Genomic DNA, 21,906 nt, shown 5'->3' on the forward strand with positions numbered 1-21,906 from the left:
TAGTCCGGGCGAATAGAATTCGCGCCTACACAAACAAAGCGAATAGTCCGGGCGAATAGAATTCGCGCCTACACAAACAATGTCCGCCTCCGCGGACTCAAGAAAAGAGATAAATACAAATCTAACCAAATAGTATCAAAATAGTATCAAACGTAATTTTTAACAAATTTGATATTATATCTTACACAAAATGAGCACAATTAATCCTCTGATATTCAGTCCGCGTAGGCGGACATTGTTTGTGTAGCCCCGAATTATATTCCAATACGGTTTACTTAAGACTGTTCAGTCTATAAAATCATGTGAAAAATAAACACTGCGATTGCTTCGCGGGTACGCTCGCAATGACAAAAAAACTTTAAGTGAACCGTATTGAATTATATTCGGCGGGCTTTATTTCTTTGTGGAGCATCGGAATTATATTCGGCGGGCTTTATTTGTGCGCGCGTAAACTCCCCGAATTCTATTAGGCGAGCTTTATTTGTGAAACAATGCGCGATAAACTGCTTCCCCGCGTTTGAGAGTCGCAATTTCTCTTTCAGTGGCTACGGGCATAGGATTTTCTGCTAACCATTCGCCGTTATTTGTGCGTTTAAAGCTAGGATGAGATGAAAAGCGATCGCACATTTCGACTTCTACTTCCTCAATATCCGATTGAATAAACACTTCACCGCCAATAGCCAGATAAGTCGCCAACTCGCCGACTAATTCCTGTTGTACCACGCGCCGCTTGTGGTGCTTTTTCTTGAACCACGGATCGGGAAATTGAATGCTGACTCGCTGTAAAGTACCAGCGGGAAGAGTTTCTAAAATTGGTTTCAGGGAACTATTCGCATTGCAAAACAAATAGTGCAAATTTGTCAAGCCTTTTTCGTCGCGCCAAAGATTCGCCTCGTCTACCAGAGGTTCGCGAATTTCTAATCCGAGAAAATTCCAATCAGTTTGTACTTGCGCCATTTGCCACAAAAACCGTCCTCTGGCGCAGCCGATATCTAAATGCAGTGGCAAATTTAAGTCGCTATATATTTTACTCCAATCTGGGGGACTGGCGGATGTTTGATATCTCATCGATAAGGGATTTACGTGTTCCCGAACTCTAACTCTTGCCAATTTTGATATCTCCTGAATGTAATGTTTAACCGCTGATCGAGGCACACATGACTTACGCGCTCATACCAAAGAAACCGGGTTTTTACCTAATCTGCGGGTGAGTGGGAATGATTCTCCTAAAAAACCCGGTTTCTTACTCCTCCGGGGTAAGTTCTCGCAGATTAACGCGGATGAACGCAGATGAATTTAGAAATGAAAAATCGCTGTGTTATGATTTTTCATTTCTAATTATTGTATCAAGCTTCTGGTTCAATGCCTGCTGCTCTTAATTGTGCCGATAGTCGATCGGCTCGTTGTCTTTCCCTTTCCACCATCTCTGCTCCCCACAATAACATTTGTCCGCTTTCATCCCACCAGCGCAACCAATATCCCGTTCTTTCGGCTTTTGTTCCGTGCCAAACGCCTATAAATAAGCCCACTCCTGCAATCCAATAACGATTATTTGTATCGGGTGGCTGTACTTCATATCTTCCTGATGAATTCAACCGATACACTTCTAGCAATCCTGCCGACGGCGCAAATATAGCATAGAGTGGTACTCGCAGTATTTGCTCATAAACATACCATTTACCAGGCGGAAAAGTTGGTTTAATTGAATATTCATCTCCGGGTGTAGCTGATAGAAACTCCACGGCGATATCGGGAATTTCTCCTTCTAAGTTTGGCGTGTAACTGCGACGAATTTCTGGGGCGGGAAGCGGTTGTACATTCCGCGCATAAAACCAATCTGGTGCTTTAACAACTAGCTTGCCCTCTACTGTCGCGCACACACCCATATTTGAAGCAACTAAGATTCCCTGTAAGATTAGCCCCGCAATTTCTAGGATTTCGCGCAAGGCTGCTGCAAGCAGGGGTTGGTCGATGTTTTCCACTGGTTCCTCGTCTAAAATGAAATCGTCTGGCAATTTTTCCCAGGTAATTTTTAAGTCGGCTGTACTGACTGTCATGGTATTTTACCTTAAAAAAAAATAGCTTCAGTATCCCTGCAATCACAACTGCCTACAGGTCAACTGTCAACTGTTTACGGAGACTGCTGGAGTGCGGCTTGTAAGACTTCTTTATGAAAGAGCGATCGCCCTACAATGAATTTTATCCTTTCTGGCGATAATCCGGCACCATTGGCGTAGTGTTCGATCCAGGTTTTGCTGATTAAATAGGGATCTTCGGGCAATTCTGATAATAAGTATCCCGGCATCTCTAACTCGTCCATCAATTGACTAACTTTGGGATCGTAGCTGAGGGCAAAGCAGCGACATTCTTCGGAGGCTGCCATAATTAAACTATGGTAACGCATCCCGATCGCCATTTCGACTCCCCGGAACACGCCTTTCAACTTCCTCGGATCGTCTAAACTGAGGATGCGACTTCTTTTCGGGAGTGCTTCGTGTAAATGTTTGGCAATTTCTAAGTCGTGAGAAGCTTGGAAAGGTAGCAGCAAAATTAAGGTGCGAGTGGCTTTTTGAAAGTCAACTAAAGCTTGAGTTAGGATTGACAAACGGGCGGGTGTTAGTGTAGAGTGCGATCGCAAACAAACTGCAACTCTCGGCGCCGGCAAATCCCACAAACCGGAGACGGGGGAATTTTCTAAAGCCCAAACGGGATCGGGTGCTAAAGTAAACGGAATTTGCCAATCTGCAAGTAGGGTAGCTGAGCCTTTATCCCGCACGCTGACGGCGGTGCATCCAGCAAAACAGCGCTGAGATAATTTGCGAGTCATTTCCCGCTTCAAAGGGCCAATTCCCTGGGCCCAGGCGACAGTTTTTAAGCCCATCCGCTGCGCTAATCCCATCAAACCGCCATAATAGAAAGGACTCGCAAGGCTGGTAGCGTCTTGGATTAAGCTGCCGCCACCCCAGATTAGCGCGTCGGAGGTGCGGAGTGCTTCGAGAACTTGAAACGCACTCATGCGATCGCGCGCAGCTACTCCGTACCGCTGATTTGTCTCGACAGGATTGCCAGATAGGACGATCGGCGTCACGCCATCTGGTAACATTTGCAGTAGCGAAGCCAACAGCGCCTCGTCGCCGCCGTTGCCTTTACCGTAATAGCCGCACAAAATTGCTCGCATTTCTACTCTTTGTTGGGAATCGAATATAACTATTACAATACCTAATTATTGTTACAAAAAAAGATTTTTAAAACAACAAAATATAGCAACCGCCCGATAGCTATTTACACAAATAACCTCATAAATAGAGTCGCAAATCTGCTACCATAAACAGTGTAACTGTCAACTGCTAACTGTCAACTGCTAACTGCTAACTGTCAACTGCTAACTGTCAACTGCTAACTGTCAACTGCTAACTGCTAACTGCCAACTGTCAACTGCTAACTGTCAACTGTCAACTGCCAACTGTCAACTGTCAACTGCCACACATCTTCCTTCACAATACAAAAAATGCACGCTTTGTCAATTCCCACCTGGATTATTCACGTCTCTAGCGTCGTCGAGTGGATGGCCGCCATTTGGTTAATTTGGACTTACGGCGAAGTCACTCAAAACCGAGCTTGGTGGGCCCTTTCTTTCGGAATGCTGCCCGCCCTCGTCAGCGCTATGTGCGCCTGTACGTGGCACTTTTTCGACAACTCCCCAGCCCTAGAATGGATTGTGACGCTGCAAGCAGCGATGACTGTCATCGGTAATTTTACTCTGTGGGCGGCGGCTTGGTGGATTTGGCGATCGGCTCAAGCAACAGAGAACATTAAAGATTAAATCAGGGATAATATCAGTGAAAAATCGCAGAATTTGGGGAACATTGACGGCAATTTTACTTGTTTTAACTGCGGGATTTTTGGTTCCCGGCCAAGCCAACAACAACCGAGTGGAAATCGCCCAACAGCCTAACTGCAAAAGTCCTCAAACCACGGTTGACATGAATATATGTTCTAGTCAAGAGTTCAAAGCAGCAGACACAAAGCTCAATCAATTATATCAGCAACTTCTGCCAAAAATCAACAGCAAACAAAAGCAGAGATTGACGGCGGCACAGCGTACTTGGGTAAAATTTAGAGATGAAACTTGTGATTATTCAGCAGGGAACTTTGAAGGCGGTACTTTGGCTGCTCCTATTTACGTTTCTTGCAAAGCAAAAGTCACACAAGATCGCGTTAAAGATTTGGAGGGTTATTTGGAACAAGCAAGTTTGTAAATGTCCGATCGCGATCGACAACAATTTACCATTAAATCATCAATAGCACAGCAAACTGATGTATTATGGTGTCAAACCCCCCAGGCCAAATCACATCAAAAGTGATATGAAGCTTTGTTTTTTTATTTGATCTTTCCCTAGGCTAATGGTGTAGAATCTAAAGTCTCAAATCTTATATTTTAAATCGCCATGTCCTTCGTTGGTTTGCACATTCACAGCGATTACAGCCTGCTGGACGGGGCGTCTCAGCTACAGCAGCTCGCCGAACGAGCAGTGGAATTGGGGATGCCCGCGATCGCCCTTACAGACCACGGAGTGATGTATGGGGCGATCGAACTAATCAAAGTTTGCCGAAATAAAAATATTAAGCCCATAATTGGCAATGAAATGTACGTCATTAACGGCGACATCGAAGTCAAAGTTCGAGGTAAAAAAAAATACCACCAAGTTGTTTTAGCCAAAAACACCCAAGGCTATAAAAACCTCGTCAAACTCACCACAATTTCCCACCTCAAGGGAATGCCCGAAAAAGGTATTTTTGCCCGTCCTTGCATCAACAAAGACCTGCTAAAACAATACTCCGAAGGTCTTATTGTTACCAGCGCTTGTTTGGGTGGCGAAGTTCCCCAAATGATTCTGCAAAACAAGCTAGATGTTGCCCGCGAAGTCGCCCAATGGTATAAAGAAGTATTTGGCGATGACTACTATATAGAAATTCAAGACCACGGTTCCCAAGAAGACCGGATGGTGAATGTTGAAATCGTCAAAATTGCCCGCGAATTTAACATTAAAATAATTGCTACCAACGATTCTCACTATATTTCCTGCAACGACGTAGAAGCCCACGACGCTTTGCTGTGTATCAACACCAACAAACAGATTGAAGAAGAAAAGCGGATGCGCTACAGCGGTACTGAATATCTGAAGTCTGCTGACGAGATGGCGCAACTGTTTCGCGACCATTTAGACGACGAAACCATCAAAGAGGCGATCGAAACTACCCTAGAAGTAGCAAACAAAGTATCAAGATACGAGTTAACAGGAGAAGCGCGGATTCCCACAATTCCCATTCCCCCAGAACATACCGCCGATACCTATGTAGAAGAAATATCTTGGATAGGACTATTAGATCGCCTCAAAACCCGCACCAGAAACGAAATTCCCCCAGTCTACAAACAAAGACTAGAGTATGAGCTAAAAATGATTCAGCAGATGGGTTTTTCTGAATATTTTTTAGTAGTTTGGGACTACATGAAATATGCTAGAGACAACAATATTCCCGTCGGGCCAGGACGTGGTTCTGCGGCAGGTTCTTTAGTTGCTTACGTCCTCAAGATTACCAACATAGACCCAGTACACCACGGATTGCTATTCGAGAGATTTCTCAATCCCGAACGCAAATCTATGCCAGATATCGATAGCGATTTCTGCATCGAAAGACGGGATGACATGATTAAATACGTTACTCAAAAGTATGGTGTCGAGCGAGTAGCGCAAATTATTACTTTCAACAGAATGACCTCAAAAGCTGTCTTGAAAGATGTTGCCAGAGTTTTAGGCATTCCCTACAAAAAAGCAGACGAAATGGCAAAATTAATTCCAGTGTCGCGGGGAAAACCGGAAAAACTCAAAGTGATGATTTCCGATGCAACACCTGCACAGGAATTTAAAGACAACTACGAAAATACAATTTGCATAAATGCCGAAACAGGCACAGAAGTCCCAGTTCGTCAGTGGATTGACATGGCAATTCGCATTGAAGGAACTAACAAAACTTATGGGGTTCACGCGGCCGGTGTGGTCATTTCTTCCCAACCCCTTGATGAAATTGTACCATTGCAAAAGAATAATGAAGGTGCTGTAATCACCCAATATTTCATGGAAGACTTGGAATTTTTGGGATTGCTGAAAATGGATTTTCTGGGACTTAAAAATTTAACAACTCTCCAAAAAACAGTCGAATATGTTAAGCAAACGCAAGATATAACTATCGATGCCGAAGCCTTACCTTCTGATATAGAACGCAGAGCTCAACAGACATTTACTAGGAACAACAAGTTGCCCGGTGATGTAGCAAAAACTTATCAACTATTAGAAAAAGGAGATTTGGAAGGTATTTTTCAGCTAGAATCTTCTGGGATGCTGGATGTAGTAAAAAAAATTAAACCTTCCTGTCTGGATGATATTTCTTCTATTCTGGCGCTTTATCGTCCCGGCCCGCTGGACGCTGGTTTGATTCCACAATTTATCGATCGCAAACACGGTAGAGAGGTGGTTAAATATGACCATCCCCTGTTAGAACCAATTTTAAAAGAGACCTATGGAACGCTTTGTTTTCAAGAGCAAATTATGCGGATGGCTCAAGATTTGGCGGGCTATTCTTTAGGTCAAGCTGACTTGCTGCGTCGCGCAATGGGTAAGAAGAAAGCTGATGAAATGCAGAAGCAAAAGGAAAGTTTTATCGATGGTGCAACTAAGAATGGTGTTACTCAAAGAATTGCCGAAGAGTTGTTCGGGCAAATGCTACAATTCGCTGAATATTGCTTGAGCTATGACACGCAGATATTGACTGTGGAGTATGGGCTGATGGCTATTGGCAAAATCGTTGAGGAAGAAATTCAATGTACGGTTTATAGTGTTGATAATAATGGCTATATTTATACACAGCCAATTGTACAGTGGCATCGCCGAGGTCAGCAGGAGGTATTTGAGTATTCTCTGGAAGATGACTCCATAATTCGCGCCACAAAAGATCACAAGTTTATGACTGCTGACGGTCAAATGCTCCCCATTGACGAAATCTTTGAAAAAGGATTAGAATTAAAACAAATCAATGCTAGCTCAGATATATAAAATATATAATGTCAGTAGTTTGTAGGTGCGTCGCCATCAAAAATTCCTAAATAAAGATAAATAATCTCATGGCGACGCACCCTACGAATACTAACATTAGGTTGTAATGTGCGTCAGGAAAAAATCATTAGTTTGTGGTCGTCATATTCTGACCTGACGCACCCTACAATAACTGTCAACTGTCAACTGTCAACTGTCAACTAAAAAACATGGTTAAAATTATTAGTCGAAAATCGCTAGGAACTCAAGAAGTATATGATATTGGGGTTGAACGAGATCATAATTTTACACTAGAAAATAGTCTGGTGGCATCTAATTGCTTTAATAAATCCCATTCAATGGCCTATGCCTATATCACTTATCAAACTGCTTATTTAAAGGCGAATTTTCCTGTGGAATACATGGCTGCACTGTTGACGGCTAACAGGGGCGATCAGGATAAAGTACAGAGATATATCGCTAATTGTATTAAGCTGGGTATTGAAGTTGAGCCGCCGGATGTTAATAGTTCTGAACTTACTTTTTCACCGCTTCCGAAACAGATGACGGGAGCAGTAAAAGATAAGATTTTGTTTGGGGTTTCGGCGGTGAAAAATGTCGGGGAAATAGCAATTGAAACTATTTTAGCGGCGCGCCAGGAAGGGGGTAAGTTTAAGTCGCTGGCTGATTTGTGCGATCGCGTAAATCTACATTCTGTCAACCGCCGCGCCCTAGAAGCCTTGATTCAGTGCGGTGCTTTTGACAAAATCGACCAGAACCGCCAACAATTAGTCAACGACCTCGAAGGCGTGATGAAATGGGCCGGCGATCGCAAAAAAGATCGGGAAAGCGGTCAAGGTAATCTGTTTGACTTGTTAGGTGCCAATAGCTTCGTTAAGTCCACAAGTACCTATGATTCTGCACCCAAATCAAAGACTGTGAAAGATTTTGAACCACAGGAAAAATTGCGTTTAGAAAAAGAATTGCTGGGCTTCTATGTATCAGATCATCCCCTAAAAGTTCTGCTGCAATTTAACCAAGATCCAGATGTTGTGACTCTCGGAGAGTTAGCAGACAAAAAGGGGAAAGTCTCGGTGATTGTCATGATTAATGCTATCAAAATGGTGGTGACAAAGAAAGGCGATGCGATGGCAATTTTGCAATTAGAAGATTTGACACATCAAATCAAAGCTGTGGTGTTTCCCAAGGCTTACGAACAATTAAAACCGCATATTATAGATAATGCTGTATTGCTGATTACGGGAAAAGTCGAGAAAGATGGCGAGGAAATTCAGATAATTGTAGACACTGCAAAGCCTGTAGATACAGCACAGATTGCAGAGGAAATTGAGGTAGCCGAATCGGAAATACAAAATTCTTGGGCGCCTCCACCGGAAACACAAAATTCTTGGGCGCCTCTACCGGAAACGCAAAATTCTTGGGCGGCGCAACCTGTCAACTTTCCACGAGTTACAAAACCAGTGGAAGTTCTAGAAATGGTGATTGTCAAGTTTACACCGCAGCAAGTACAAGATGCCAAAAATCTTAATTCCTTGAAAGCTATTTTGCAAGAACTTTCCAATCGCGGAGAGGATGCTAGCGTTTCTGTCGGCGGAATCGTTGTCGGTGAATATTCCTGTCAGCCGCTTCGGATTAACCCTAAATTGTGGCTACAAGATGGGGAAGGTGCTGTTAGCCGTCTCAAGTCGGCGGGATTTGATGCTGGGGTTTTTCCTCTCGACAATCGCGGGGATGCTGCGGTGTTTCGAGAAGTTCGATCGCAACTTAACATACATTCTTGGGCCAATCGTTTACTTGACGCAGATATCGATCGCATTTCCCAGTATCTGGGCTATCTCGCCCAACTAAACCGACGCCCGCCAAACTAACACCTCGCCCCTATCTCCACCGGTGACTAAAGTTTGACCGTCAGCACTAAAAGCCACCGGATTGCACCCAACCAGACTCGACAAACATACTCCTGTGTGCAAGTTCCACAGTTTAACAGTACCATCTCGACTGCCACTAGCCATAGTTTCGCGATCGGGACTAATAGCCACCGAAATCACCGCGTCAGAATGACCGCTCAAAGTATTAATCAATTCCCCTGTATCGACATTCCACAATTTAACCGTACCGTCGGCACTACCGCTCACAATCATCTTACCATCTTGACTGAAGGCGATCGCATAAACCCAATCAGAATGACCGACAAAAGTCCGCACACTCTCCGCAATACCTACACGCCAAACCTTGATTGTTTGGTCAGCACTCCCGCTAGCCATCATCATACTTTGAGGCCGGAAACTCACAGATAAAACTTTGTCAGAATGGCCAGAAAGTTTTTGCACCAAAGCTCCGTTGCGCTGGTTCCACAATTTAATACTCTTGTCGCCGCTAGCACTCGCAATTGTTCCTCCATCGCAGCTAAAAGCCACCGAATACACGGAGCCGTACCGGTGACTGTACGGTGAACCATAATCGCTGTAAAACTCGCGAATCATCGCCTTTTTATCCAGCTTCCACTCAATCACTTTGCGGTCAAAACTGCCGCTCACCAGCATTCTGCCGTCGGGGCTAATCGCCACAGCATCAACCGTTGCAGAATGACCGAAAAAAGTATGGATTAATTCCCCTGTTTGCAGGTTCCACAGTTTAATTGTTTTATCGTCGCTGGCGCTAGCGAGGATATTGCCTTGAGGGCTAATAACCACAGCATTAACCGAGTCTGCATGACCGCGAAGAATGCGATCGCACTGCCAGTTATGAGACAATAATTGCGGGTTGCTGGCGGATGGCGGAACCTGATTTTTTTGGGGCGGCGGGGTAAAGACGGCAGTTGCTGTATGGGGCTGTGAGTTCGTTGTTGCCGAATTAATAGCTATTTTGGGGCGGTAGTTATAAGCAATTTGCGATCGCGGATATTGCCCAAAATTTATCAAGTCTTGCAGCACTTCGGCCGCGGATTGATATCGCTCTCTTACTGAATCTTTGAGCAATTTATTTAAAATAGTTGTTAATTTTTGGCTGGTTTTGATGCCTTTTTGCGCTAAGTGCGATCGCCAAATCCATTTGCATTCCAAAGCATCGAACAAATCATTCAGCACCGCCCCTGTCAGCAAATGAATGCACGTAACGCCCAAACTGTAAAGGTCGCTCGCCGGATAGGCCTTGCCGCTGCGGATTTGTTCGATCGGCGCATAGCCAGCAGTTCCCGTTATCGTACCAGTTTTTGCCTCAGAAATGGCGTTAATCTGCTTTGCCACTCCAAAATCTACCAGCACAAACTGACCCCCCCTCGCCGCACCCTGTACAGCCGGAGATGCCGCCGGAATTATCCCTTTTTTTCCATTACCACCAGTCGAGCTGGGATATCCCGCCGCCGTCGAGAGAATTTGGGCATTTCTCCGCAAAATATTTTCCGGCTTAATATCGCGATGAATCACCTGCTGCTCGTGAACAAATTGCAAAACAGGCAACAAATTAATCAACAATTCCCAAATCTGCTCCTCGCTAAAAGCTCCCCGCTGCTGCAACTCCTGAAACAAATTCTTTCCTTCGATCAACTCTTCCACAAGATACAGTTGTTGTGCTTGCTCAAAAGAAGCCAGCAAACTTGGAATCTGCGGGTGTTCTCCGAGTTCGTAAAGGCGGTGAGCTTCTTGTTTAAACAGTGCAGTTGCTTTTTCTAATTCTGCCTTTTCTTGAACGTGAGGAAAAAATTGTTTGATGGCGCAGCGAGTTTTCAGCCTATCTTCATCGACAGCTAAAAAAGTTCTGCCAAATGTTCCTTCACCGATAGGTTGAAGGGCGCGGTAACGCTCTTTTAGCAGCAATTTTGAGCCGCAGGCAAGACAAAATTTGGTTGAGTCAGGATTCTGCGGTTTCTGACAATGGGGATTGAGGCAATAGCTCATCTTTGTTCCTGCCTGGAGATTCCCACCACAGCTAAACTTAGCAACATGGTAGTCGATTTCCACTCACCCCGAGAGCAGCATTCTCGATCGTACCTGAGAAACCGCGTTTATCCACCCAAAATCTCGGATCTCAGGTAAGCCCGGGGCTAAAAGTGCTTGAGGTGAGTTTCCATATATTCTAATGCTTTCGTAAAATTTTGCAGGGGAAGCCGATCGGCAACTGCTATGTCAACAGTTAACTGTAGGAGGCGCTTGACCATAAAAACCCGGTTTCTACGCAAAATCACAAATTGTGAGGGATGGACGTTAAGGCAGAAACCGGGTTTTTGACCCCGCAGGCGAACAAAACTAAACTGTTAAGGGCGGCTATTTTCCCCCGTTGACAACACACTCTTGCTTTTCGCCCTCATGCTGTGAGGATGCTTTAGCTTTAATCACCGCTTCCCGAAAGCCTAAAACTACTAAAATATTGGCAAGTGTCAAGAATAGTTCCGCAGAACCGTGCAGCCAATCGACATTTGCTAGCGACTCATTGTAGGCAACTTTTGCGTAAATTGCGGCGGGAATAGTCACAGCCACAAAAACCAGAGTCCCGTAAAATCCCATCAAAGCTAAACGAGGTGTTTTTCCAGATTTCGTCAAAAACCAGAGAAAACCCAAGTAGGGAAATAGAGACATAACAAATAAACTTTCTTTGGAAATCATTAGTAATTGGTGAATGACCAGATACTATGATAAATTACCAACTAAAAAATTAGTGTGAATAATTTTTAACTTTCTATTTTGAGTCGATCGCGTTTAATTCGACAAATTAACCCATTTTTCTCGAACCGCTACCGACTCACCCAAGCCCGTAGCTCTCAACCTAAACCGCAGCAGGTCGCCAGTATTCACAACCTTTGACCCACGCGCAGACAAAACCCATAACCCTTACCCTAACACCGTTGTTACCATAACACATTTTCAACCTTGCCTGTCTGTTAATTTTTCCTCAACCCACCTACCCAGCGATTAGAAAATGAGACCTTTCCAAATTTTTATTTCTGCTCGAAGGCATCAAGCAAGGCTCGCTCAAAATCTCTAACTCCAAGCAGGGTTTTCTATCAACTGCGATTATTTGTTGGAGCTTAGCCTCTAAATCAAAACGCGGGCCGCAATCCCAAATCTTGAGTTCCAATAGTCCGTTCAATACCGTAATTTCTAGTTTAATAGGAGTTTCTACTGGCAGATTTTTGTGAGCGTGGCGAACAGCATTCGTGAAACCTTCCACTAAAGCTAACTGAAACTGGAACCAAACCTCAGAGGGGAGAGATAAATCTTGCAACTGCTCAAACCAGTCCAAAACTTTACTTACAGCATTTATATCTGTGTTGACTTGCAGGCTGATGTTTTTAACAGAACTTTCATTCAGTTCTTCTTCCTGCTCAATGTCATCTTGCCAATCCCACCTCTTGAACAAATTCATTAACCCATCTAAAGCGCTAGCCTTTTTTATATTTGGCGATTTGTTGCTATTTTCTACTTCGTACCTTTTGCTCAGAAACAAACAATTTCGACCGTCAACATTGCGGGTGTAACCTAGCTCGTCTGCAATCTGCCACATGAGTTTGATGCCTCTGCCGCCTTCTGCCAGTTGATCTATGCTGTTCGACATTTATTTTAGTCTCCTAAAAGTATTAGTTGTACCCAATGTTCACACCCGCCGAGACACCTTGTAGTTTTTTATACTTGCTTGCTCAGTATTATTTCGGCGATTACCCAAGAATCCTATCTTTTTTAGCGAGGATACCGCATCAGCAATATGTCTTAAGAGTCTAAGCCAATTGGCTTATTTACCGATCGCCCGCACCGAGAGCGATCGCCCCGAGCGGCACCAGCCAGGTCGATCGAGCACAAATACTTAGGTGCTGGCGGATCTGACTACTTAGCTCAGCCGTCGCAAGCGACAACAAACAATACTTTCAGCGGCTGCGAACGGTTGTTCGCAGCCGCCCAAACCAAGCCTTTATGTAGTCGCTATCAATCTAAAGGCGTAAGTAATATCCGCGAGCGATCGTCCCAGCGAAGCTTACACCGTCACGTAAGACCAATCGATTAGACGAGGAATTGGGCAAACAAGCCAGTTTCTGCTAAGAATATGGGCTTTGACAGCGAAAAATTCACGCTCAAACCCGTTTTTTAGCGCCGCACGCGTCATTCCAGCAGAAAACTATACGATCGAACTGAGTTAAATGACTTCTCCAGACAAAGCTTGGCTCGCATCCACAGAGTCTGTTATGTTCGAGGGGGAAAAGGGGAGAAGCCAAGAATTTGACTCTTTGGGAACAGGTAATTGAAATATCCAATTTAAATCCGCAACAGCTTATGACGAAAATTAAAAAGACAATTGTCGCAGCAGCGATACTGCTACTGCCGTTTTGGGCAGCCGTTCCCTTACAAGCCCAAAATCTGTCTTTAGTCAAGCGGCTGCTAGCAACCAGAGGATGTCCAGGATGCGACTTATTTGGCGCTTCCTTGAGCCGTGCAGATTTGTTTGGCGCTTCCTTGAGCCGCGCCACTCTCAGCAGGGCTGACTTAGTGGATGCCGACTTGACTGCGGCTGACTTAATGGAAGCCAATTTAAACAACGCCAACATGAGAAACGCCTTTTTGGCCGACGCCGACCTCAGCAAAGCCGACATGAGCAGGGCCGACATCAGGGGAGCTAACTTAGAAAATGCCAACCTCAGCGAGAGTTCTCTCCGAGACGCATCCCTACAGTTAGCTAACTTAAAATGCACTAATTTGAGCGCCGCTAAACTCAGTCGCACTGATTTGAGAAATGCCGATTTTAGCGGTGCCAATCTCAGCGGTGCAGACCTCAAAGAAGCTGATTTCAGCGGTGCCAATCTCAGCGGTGCCAATCTCAGCGGTGCAGACTTGAGCGATGCGAGATTGAACAAAGCTAATCTGACAGATGCTAATTTCTGCGGCGCCCGGATGCCGAACCGCAAAATATCTCGGAGAGGCTGCCAATTAAACCCACAACAAGCGATTAGCTCGAACAATTACTGCAATTACTGCCGTCCCATCAATGACTGGTGGTTGAATATTTTAATGTTTAATTAAGCAGTATCATCGCGATAACTTTCTGTTTCGTGACGATCGCACTCGCCTCCGCACAGGTTCGTAGTGTGGACTTTAGTCCGCAGTATTTTGCTGACTAAAGTCCACACTACGAACAGTTTTTGTTAAGGTCAATCGAGAGGACGCAATATGAGGCACCCTACAATAACTGTTACCTACTTTGAGCCATCTAAAAATTCCTTCACTCTGTGCAGATATTCTGCGCCGCCGATTTGTGCCGCATTATTGTGCCCTCCTTCTGGAACCATGTAAAGCTGTTTGGGCTCAGGTGCTGCATCAAACAGTTTTTGGCTCATTTGGGCTGGAACTACACTGTCAGCAGTCCCGTGAATGAACAGGACGGGTATTTTCAGCCGATCGACTTTGGAAAGAGAATCAAACCGCTGTCTCAGCAATAAATCTATGGGAAACAGCGCAAACATCGGCTTTTGAAAATCTACCATCGCCCGCACCGAAGTAAAAGAACCCTCCACAATTAACCCCGCAGCCTCCGGGTGACGCACCGCCAGATCGATCGCCACCGCCCCTCCCAAAGAATGACCGTAGATATAAATTTGATGTGGGTTAATCCCCCGCTGTTTCACCAAATAATCCCAAGCCTGTTGAGCATCCTCATACACCCGAGATTCGCTCGGAAAATCGCCCTGACTTTTGCCGTAACCACGATAATCGATCAGAAATACCGACAAACCCAACCGATGAAATCGATTAGCGTGTTCGACATTTGCACCCACATTTGAACCATTACCGTGCAGGTACAAAACTACTCCCCCTCTTGCTCCCCCCCTTAACAAGGGGGGGTTGGGGGGGGTTTCCGATGGAGAAACCGGAACTGCCCCTCTTGCTCCCCCCCTTAACAAAGGGGGGGTTTCCGATGGAGAAACCGGAACTGCCCCTCTTGCTCCCCCCCTTAACGAAGGGTGGCTGGGGGGGGTTTCCGATGGAGAAACCGGAACTGCCCCTCTTGCTCCCCCCCTCTGCTTACGAGGGTTTTCCGAAGCCGGAATCCACCACCCATGCACGGTTTCCACCGTCCCTGTTTTCGCTGGAATTGGCAGCCAAACATCTTGATATTTCAACTGAAAATTATCTGGGGTTGTGGCGATCGCCCGCGCCGGAGAAAAGATAAACTTACCTTGCGCTACCAATAGAAATAGACAAGCAGCAGCATAAGCGCCCGCCACAACTATCCCCAAAATGATCGGCAATTTAGAAACAAGAAATACCAGCAGGTTGTTCATAGAAAATAGGACACGCGGGAAATTAGAAATCGGTCAAAAGCTAATGGCAAATGATTAATTTAAACTATTAGCTTTCGATCGATTACTAACTTCCGCAGCAGCGTTCCGCCGAATTCCCAAAATTAATTTAATTCCGGGTGACGCAAGTGCCAATTCGTGGATTGTTCGTAAGCATGAGCCACTTGAAACAGCCGAGATTCTTGCAACAGATTACCAATCAATTGTATCCCCACCGGCAGTCCTTTGTCATCAAATCCGCAGGGCAAACTCAAAGCTGGCAAACCAGCAAGATTCACCGGAATAGTCATCAAATCTGACAAATACATACTCAAGGGGTCGTTGAATTTTTCCCCTGCCTTAAAAGCCGTAGTCGGAGCTGTGGGACAAACCAAAACATCAACTTGAGAAAAAGCTTTTTCAAAGTCTTCTTTAATTAAAGTCCGAACTTTTTGAGCTTTGAGATAATAGGCGTCGTAATATCCAGCGGACAACACGTAAGTGCCGATCGCAATTCGGCGTTTAACTTCTGCACCGAACCCTTGAGCCCGAGTTTTGGCGTACATATCCAAAAGATTGTCGGGATCGGGCGATCGGAAACCGTACTTAACTCCATCATATCTCGCCAAATTAGCCGAAGCTTCCGAGGGAGCAATAATGTAGTAAGTGGGCAAACCGTAGCGGAACCGGGGACAAGAAACCACTTGAATTTCGGCGCCCAATTGTTGAAATTGCTCGATCGCCTTAGTTACAGCATCTTTCACCGACGAGTCCAGCCCTACCCCAAAAGTTTCTTTAATTACACCAATTCTAATCTGACCCTTCGGTCGCAAACTGGGTCTCAAAGCTTGGGCGTAGTCAGGAATTGGGACATTGAGACTCGTGGAATCTCTACTGTCATAACCAGCCACGGCCCCCAACAAAATCGCCGTATCCTCAACAGTCCGGCCAAAGGGCCCGATTTGATCGAGAGAAGAAGCGTAGGCCACCAAACCGTAACGAGAAACCAACCCATAGGTCGGTTTTAGCCCCACCAAACCGCAAAAAGCAGCAGGTTGACGGATCGAGCCTCCAGTATCCGATCCCAAACTCACGACGCATTCTCCGCCAGCCACCGCTGCGGCAGAACCGCCAGAAGAACCTCCGGGCACGCGCTCCAAGTCCCAAGGATTCGCAGTAACTTGATAGGCAGATGTTTCCGTCGAACTCCCCATGGCAAACTCGTCCATATTTGCCTTGCCCAGAATGACGGCACCGGCTGCTTTGAGTTTGGAGACGACGGTTGCATCGTAGGGAGGCACAAAATTTTCCAAAATCCGAGATCCACAGGTTGTGGGAATGCCCTCGGTGCACATATTGTCTTTAACGGCGATCGGGATGCCCGCCAACAGTCCAATTTTCTCGCCTGCTGCGATTTGGGCATCGACTTTATGGGCCTGCGCCAATGCACTGTCTGCTGTCACGCACAGAAAGCTTTTCAATTTCGGCTCTAGCTGGGTAATTCGGTCTAATGCTTCTTGCGTAATTTCCACAGCAGAGCGTTCTTTATTGACCAGTTGTCGGTGCAACTCGCGGATGGATGCCATGCTCGTACCTTTATCAATTCTACTTTCAGCCACTTAGCCAATATAGCTGGCAATTGTACCCACTTACAGCGCTTCTTTAACTGCATCTATCTCCCTGCATCTGCGGTCAAAAAAGCTAGGTATTTGCCCCAACGATCCCCAAGAAGAAAATTTCATCCGGAATTATCCCCAAAAGCAGAGATATATGCTAAGAAGTTCCCGATGCCCCGTTGGAGGAATGCCACCTAAAGCCCACCTAGAATCTCACCTGACGGCAGAGGAACTCAAAATTCGCTACCGGCAGGCACAAAACACCACAGAGTCGCGCCGCTGGCACTTGCTACTCTTAGTTTCCCGAAATTGGACTATCAAACAAGCAGCCCAAGTCGTAGGTCTCAACTACGACTACGCCAAAGAAATTGTCCAGCGCTACAACCGAGAAGGGCCTAACTCGGTGAGAAACCGCAGCGGAGACCGCCAGCCTCCTCCTGCCAAATCCTTGCTGAGTCCTGAACAGCAAGAAGAACTGCGCCAAGCCCTCCAAAGCCCCGCCCCCGATGGCGGAGACTGGACAGGCCCCAAAGTAGCTCGCTGGATTGCCGAAAAGACCGGTAGCGCTCATGTCTGGCCCCAACGCGGCTGGGATTATCTCAAGCGGTTGGGTGTTGATTGGCGGCGCCGCCGCCGAAAGTAGATAGTTCGCAATATTTTTAAACGGGGTCGATCGCCATTGAGTGCGATCGATCCCTTTATTTTGTTTCTTTTCGCGTAGTATTCGTAGGGTGTGTCGCCATTAACAATCCCTAAATTAAATCTACAATTTTGTGGCGACGCACCTTAATATCATTTATAAAAAGTTTGCTGCTACAACAAAAATGTTGGGTTTGTTGCTTGCGTTCTTTAAAAGCAAAGGTGCGTCGCGATGAGATGGTCGCTCTTTCTAGAGGATTGTCGGTGGCGACGCACCCTACGGCTACGGCTAGGGCTAAAATCTCAAATCTAATTTGTTTCCTGTGCCCTTGAAAAGCAAAGGTGCGTCGCTATAGGATTGTCGCTCTTTTTTCAGGATTGTCGATCGCGACGCACCCTACGGCTAGGGCTAAAATCTAAAATCGTTTGACTCTTGTAACAAGAGCTGCTTAGATTGAATTTGGTTGTGTTGAGGATGTGGAATATGCGAGGGTTCGGGCGTTTTTTGTCGATCGCAAACAAGATGGCAGCAGTAGCAGCCAGCATCGGACTGGTTCAAGTGTTAACCATCGCCAGTTCATTCTCCCAATCTAACCCGCGTTCCCTAGACGAACTCTACAAAATTCGCGATCAACTCGTCACCCAACTAGAACAACCCGCCTCACCCTCCCCAGAACCAACCCTGCTCTCTGGCTTAGTTCCCTTCGCGGGCAATCCCCAAGAAAAACTGGTACAGCAGTTGCAAGAGGTAGAAGTTCAAATATTAGTAGAACAGAGAGCAAACGACAGCTTACAGCAAGCAGTCCGTTTAGCCAACAAAGCCGTAGACACTGGAAAACAGCAAAATCAGTCGATCGAATCTTCGCAGCAAACTCAATTTTTGTGGCACCAGGCCCTCAACAACTTACAAGAAGTCCCCCAAAATTCATTTCTAGCTCCCCTCACAGGCTCAAAAGCTCAGGAATACCGGGAAAATTTAACCGCAGCAACCTCTCAAGTGCAGCAAGCAAAATCTGATTTTTTGGCTGTGGTGGCTCGGGAAAGCGGTTTGTCGGATCAAGCATCGATCGGCATTTGCCACCTTTCTAGAGAGTGCGTCAACCTGCGGGGCGATGTGCCTCCTGTCAGCCCGGCCAGCTTAATTAAACTGCCGATTGCTGTCGCCCTGATGCAAAAACTCGAAAAAGAAAGAATTAGTCTAAACCATGAAGTATTAGTCGATCCGGGCAATTTCACCGAAGACTCATCGACAAAGATTGTGTCCGATCGCAATTACCCGGTGCAGGTACTGTTAGAAGAAATGATCGATCGCAGCAGCAACATCGCCACCAATCAACTGATCGATTATTTGGGTGCCGATTACATCAATCAATTCTTAGACAATCGCGGCTACCAAGTCACCCGCGTCAACTTCAAATTAATGGGCGAAAAAACTATGCCCGCCAACCCCGGTTCCGGCCCTAACCGCCTGACTGCTAACGAACTCACCGAAATGATGGTGCAAATTTATAGCGGCGAAACACCAGGCGCTAAACTTTTAGTAGAAACTCTCAACCGCCAGTACGATCGCGATTTGGGATTCGCCGCCTTGAAAGGAACTAACGCCCAGTGGTTGGGCGAAAAAACTGGGGAGAATTCCCTGGTGCTCGGCACAACTTTAGCGATGAACATTGACGGCGAAGCCTATGTGATGACTGTGATAGACAGCCGCACCAGCGGCGATCTACAAATCCGCCAGTCGATCGCTAAAATTGCCGATTATATTAGTAAGAATCCCAGCTTTTGAAAATCTGAGAATTTGTTAAAAAATTATGTGCCTGAATCCAGGGGATATTCTGTGCGATCGCTACCAAATTATCGCTAAATTGGGGTGTGGAGGGTTTGCGATTACCTATACAGCTAACGATTTAGAGCAACCCGAAAATTCTCCTTGCGTCGTCAAGGAAATTTTGTCTCCTAAATCAAACGATCCGAGAGTTTTGCAGGAAGCAACAGCACTATTTAATAAAGAAGCTAAAGCTCTGAAGGATCTCGATCAGTGCCAGTGCATTCCTAGGTTAATGGATCATTTTCAACAAAATGGAAAATTTTACTTAATTCAAGAATACATCGAAGGAACTCCGCTGAACAAAGAACTCCCGAGCGAAGATATCCTTCCCTGCAAGCAGTTTGAGGAAAAAGAAGTCATTGATTTATTGCTAGAGATTTTGTCGATTTTAAATTTCGTCCACTCTCTAGGTATGATTCATCGGGATATTAAACCGTCAAACTTAATCCGGCGCAAGCGTGACGGCAAAATTTTTTTAATTGACTTTGGGGCAGTCAAAGGTATTAGGAATTTAGTGCTAGACGGCGGTCAAATAACTCAAACTCGCGTAATTGGTACTGAGGGTTATATGCCAGCGGAACAGTTGAAAAATCAACCAAAATTTAACAGTGATATCTATGCTACGGGAATCATAGGCATCCGAGCGATCACAGGTTTACATATTGAAGAATTTTTTACCGATCAAAAAACTTCCGAAATCATCTGGCGCTATGCAACGCACGATCGCCCGATGGTACAAATTAGCGACAAATTGGAAAAAATTTTAAATAAAATGGTGCGCTACCATTTTATCGATCCTTATCGTTATCAATCCGCTGCTGAAGTGTTGCACGATTTGCGATCGATCACAGGATTACAACTACCGCCATTACCTTCATTACCTTTGAAAAAATCACTGCTATTTCTGCCTAAACATAGATTACCTATATTTATCGCGATCGCAGTATTAGTCGGGCCAGCAACATTTTTTATACACAATTGTTTTCAACCAAAAACTCATCCTTTCATCCAGGGAGATGCTGTGAGTGGTGGCGAAGAAATCCTAGTAAAAACTTCTTCGCCTCGGCTAAAGGAAAAGGGAGTTAAGGAGTTTGCCAAATCAAATTATCCATCTGCTTTGAATTTATTCAAAAAATCCTGGAATCAAGAATACGGCAAAGATCCAGAAACTTTAATTTATATGAATAATGCCTTTCTAGAGGCAAGCAAGACTCCTTATTACACAATAGCTGTGGCTCTTCCTGTTAGTAACCGGAGAAATCCCGATCGTTCTGTTTACATGGGCGATCGGGGGAAAGAATTTCTGCGCGGAGTGGCTCAAGCGCAAACAGAAGTTAATTTGGGATTGCTCAATCCTAACAGGGATCGAGACTTTTTCGGTCAAGGTTTTTTAGCAAGTAAAGCCATTAATGGCAAAGGACTGAAAATTATTATTAGTGATGATGAAAATGATGGGGCAAAGGCAAAAAAAAGAGCAATTTCACTGGTAAATCAACCGGATATTTTAGCAGTTGTCGGTCACGGTAGCAGCGAGATGACGATGCACACTGTAGATATTTACAATAACAATAATCTGGTTTTGATGTCCCCGGGTGCAGCTACCGAAGAACTGACCTATGAACCCAAGAAAAATTTCTTTCGGAGTATATATACGAGCAGTGTAATTGCTAAAGATTTAGCGAAATACCTGCTCACAAAAAATCAAAAACAAGCAGTTATTTTATACAATCCTCGCAGCCCATTCGGAGCATCTTTTAGGGAAGAGTTCACAAAGTATTTTCGAGACATCCGAGGGGGAAAAATAGTCGAGATTCGCGATTTCGATTTATCTCAACAAAAGTTCAGCGCCAAAAAAGTTATCGAAGAAATTCAGGGAAAAGGAGAAACTGCGATCGTGTTAGTTCCAGACCCTCATCTGACGAGATCCCTAGACAGCGCATTTGAGATAATCAAACTTAATAAAGATCAAAATTGGATTGTCGGGGGATGGACGCTAGTATTTCCGCAAATGTTAGAATTGGCATCACAGCAAAAGCAAAATTTGTTTAAAAAACTGATTTTTTCTGTTAGCTGGCATCCTTTAAGCAGTCCTAACAAAGCATTTTCCCAACAGGCGAGATCGCTGTGGGGAGAAGAGAGAAATACCCGTATATCTTCAGCTTACGATGCAACGCAGGCACTGATCAAAGCTTTGGAAATGCAGTCAAAACCTAGTCGTGAAGGAATGCAAAAAATGCTTGCGAATCCCAAATTTAGCGCTTACGGAGCAACCGGAACTATTCAGTTTGAATCGCCCAAAAATGGCGATCGCAAAAATCCCCCTAGCGATTTGGTGCATATTGTAAAATGTCCAAAAGAGCAGTTCGGCCTCGCTTTTGTGCCAGTCAAGTATCCGACAGCGGCAGCGGCAGGTTTAAAGTGCGATTGACATAACTAGCTCAAATGATTGTA

16 protein-coding genes are annotated in these 21,906 nt (G+C 45.2%); 8 read left to right on the forward strand and 8 right to left on the reverse strand.

The features are described from left to right. Positions 1-477: 477 nt before the first annotated feature. The 3 genes from trmB to csaB all read right to left on the reverse strand — a co-directional run bounded on the left by trmB (position 478) and on the right by csaB (position 3,178). A complete protein-coding gene (gene trmB, locus QZW47_RS24010) occupies positions 478-1,110 on the reverse strand; it encodes a tRNA (guanosine(46)-N7)-methyltransferase TrmB (RefSeq protein ID WP_293132630.1) in 633 nt (210 codons plus the stop codon). Between the two features lie 236 nt (positions 1,111-1,346). Next, positions 1,347-2,057: a Uma2 family endonuclease gene (locus QZW47_RS24015; RefSeq protein ID WP_293132633.1), complete on the reverse strand. Its 711-nt coding sequence runs from the start codon at positions 2,055-2,057 to the stop codon at positions 1,347-1,349. Positions 2,058-2,131: 74 nt separating this feature from the next. Beyond that, complete coding sequence (gene csaB / locus QZW47_RS24020; protein ID WP_293132636.1) at positions 2,132-3,178, reverse strand: polysaccharide pyruvyl transferase CsaB; 1,047 nt, start codon at positions 3,176-3,178, stop codon at positions 2,132-2,134. A gap of 330 nt (positions 3,179-3,508) precedes the next feature. Between csaB and QZW47_RS24025 the strand changes: the two genes are divergently transcribed. From QZW47_RS24025 to QZW47_RS24040, 4 genes are all read left to right on the forward strand, one after another. Then, positions 3,509-3,823, forward strand: a complete 315-nt coding sequence (locus QZW47_RS24025; RefSeq protein WP_293132639.1) for a DUF2499 domain-containing protein — start codon at positions 3,509-3,511, stop codon at positions 3,821-3,823. Positions 3,824-3,839: 16 nt separating this feature from the next. Continuing rightward, positions 3,840-4,259 carry a lysozyme inhibitor LprI family protein gene (locus QZW47_RS24030; protein ID WP_293132641.1) on the forward strand — a complete coding sequence of 140 codons (420 nt, stop codon included), beginning with the start codon at positions 3,840-3,842 and terminating at the stop codon, positions 4,257-4,259. A gap of 189 nt (positions 4,260-4,448) precedes the next feature. Further along, the gene (locus QZW47_RS24035; protein ID WP_293132642.1) at positions 4,449-7,112 is read left to right on the forward strand and encodes a DNA polymerase III subunit alpha; all 2,664 of its coding nucleotides are present in this window, start codon (positions 4,449-4,451) and stop codon (positions 7,110-7,112) included. 209 nt (positions 7,113-7,321) lie between these two features. Beyond that, positions 7,322-8,980 carry an OB-fold nucleic acid binding domain-containing protein gene (locus tag QZW47_RS24040; RefSeq protein ID WP_293132645.1) on the forward strand — a complete coding sequence of 553 codons (1,659 nt, stop codon included), beginning with the start codon at positions 7,322-7,324 and terminating at the stop codon, positions 8,978-8,980. Here the strand turns inward: QZW47_RS24040 and QZW47_RS24045 are convergent. The 3 genes from QZW47_RS24045 to QZW47_RS24055 all read right to left on the reverse strand — a co-directional run bounded on the left by QZW47_RS24045 (position 8,957) and on the right by QZW47_RS24055 (position 12,662). Continuing rightward, a complete protein-coding gene (locus tag QZW47_RS24045; RefSeq protein WP_293132648.1) occupies positions 8,957-11,008 on the reverse strand; it encodes a serine/threonine-protein kinase in 2,052 nt (683 codons plus the stop codon). The two genes, QZW47_RS24040 and QZW47_RS24045, sit on opposite strands and share 24 nt — an antisense overlap. Positions 11,009-11,374: 366 nt before the next feature. Beyond that, positions 11,375-11,713 carry a DUF3593 domain-containing protein gene (locus QZW47_RS24050; RefSeq protein WP_293132651.1) on the reverse strand — a complete coding sequence of 113 codons (339 nt, stop codon included), beginning with the start codon at positions 11,711-11,713 and terminating at the stop codon, positions 11,375-11,377. A gap of 295 nt (positions 11,714-12,008) precedes the next feature. Next, complete coding sequence (locus QZW47_RS24055; protein ID WP_293132654.1) at positions 12,009-12,662, reverse strand: ATP-binding protein; 654 nt, start codon at positions 12,660-12,662, stop codon at positions 12,009-12,011. A 710-nt stretch (positions 12,663-13,372) separates the two neighbouring features. Here QZW47_RS24055 and QZW47_RS24060 point away from each other — a divergent pair. Then, the gene (locus tag QZW47_RS24060) at positions 13,373-14,116 is read left to right on the forward strand and encodes a pentapeptide repeat-containing protein (RefSeq protein ID WP_293132657.1); all 744 of its coding nucleotides are present in this window, start codon (positions 13,373-13,375) and stop codon (positions 14,114-14,116) included. A 173-nt stretch (positions 14,117-14,289) separates the two neighbouring features. Here QZW47_RS24060 and QZW47_RS24065 read toward each other — a convergent pair whose 3' ends face one another. Next, complete coding sequence (locus tag QZW47_RS24065; protein ID WP_293132660.1) at positions 14,290-15,375, reverse strand: alpha/beta fold hydrolase; 1,086 nt, start codon at positions 15,373-15,375, stop codon at positions 14,290-14,292. A gap of 122 nt (positions 15,376-15,497) precedes the next feature. Next, the gene (gene gatA / locus QZW47_RS24070) at positions 15,498-16,958 is read right to left on the reverse strand and encodes an Asp-tRNA(Asn)/Glu-tRNA(Gln) amidotransferase subunit GatA (protein WP_293132663.1); all 1,461 of its coding nucleotides are present in this window, start codon (positions 16,956-16,958) and stop codon (positions 15,498-15,500) included. A 217-nt stretch (positions 16,959-17,175) separates the two neighbouring features. On the opposite strand from gatA, the gene QZW47_RS24075 reads away from it, so the two are divergent. The 3 genes from QZW47_RS24075 to QZW47_RS24085 all read left to right on the forward strand — a co-directional run bounded on the left by QZW47_RS24075 (position 17,176) and on the right by QZW47_RS24085 (position 21,883). Continuing rightward, entirely contained in the window at positions 17,176-17,631 is a 456-nt protein-coding gene (locus tag QZW47_RS24075; RefSeq protein ID WP_293132666.1) for a helix-turn-helix domain-containing protein, read from the forward strand. A 519-nt stretch (positions 17,632-18,150) separates the two neighbouring features. Next, on the forward strand, positions 18,151-19,413 hold the full coding sequence (locus tag QZW47_RS24080) for a serine hydrolase (protein ID WP_293132668.1): 1,263 nt from the start codon (positions 18,151-18,153) through the stop codon (positions 19,411-19,413). A gap of 25 nt (positions 19,414-19,438) precedes the next feature. After that, a complete protein-coding gene (locus QZW47_RS24085; protein ID WP_293132671.1) occupies positions 19,439-21,883 on the forward strand; it encodes a bifunctional serine/threonine-protein kinase/ABC transporter substrate-binding protein in 2,445 nt (814 codons plus the stop codon). Positions 21,884-21,906 lie beyond the last annotated feature (23 nt).

The sequence above is a fragment of the Microcoleus sp. bin38.metabat.b11b12b14.051 genome, from assembly GCF_013299165.1.
Lineage (GTDB): Bacteria > Cyanobacteriota > Cyanobacteriia > Cyanobacteriales > Microcoleaceae > Microcoleus.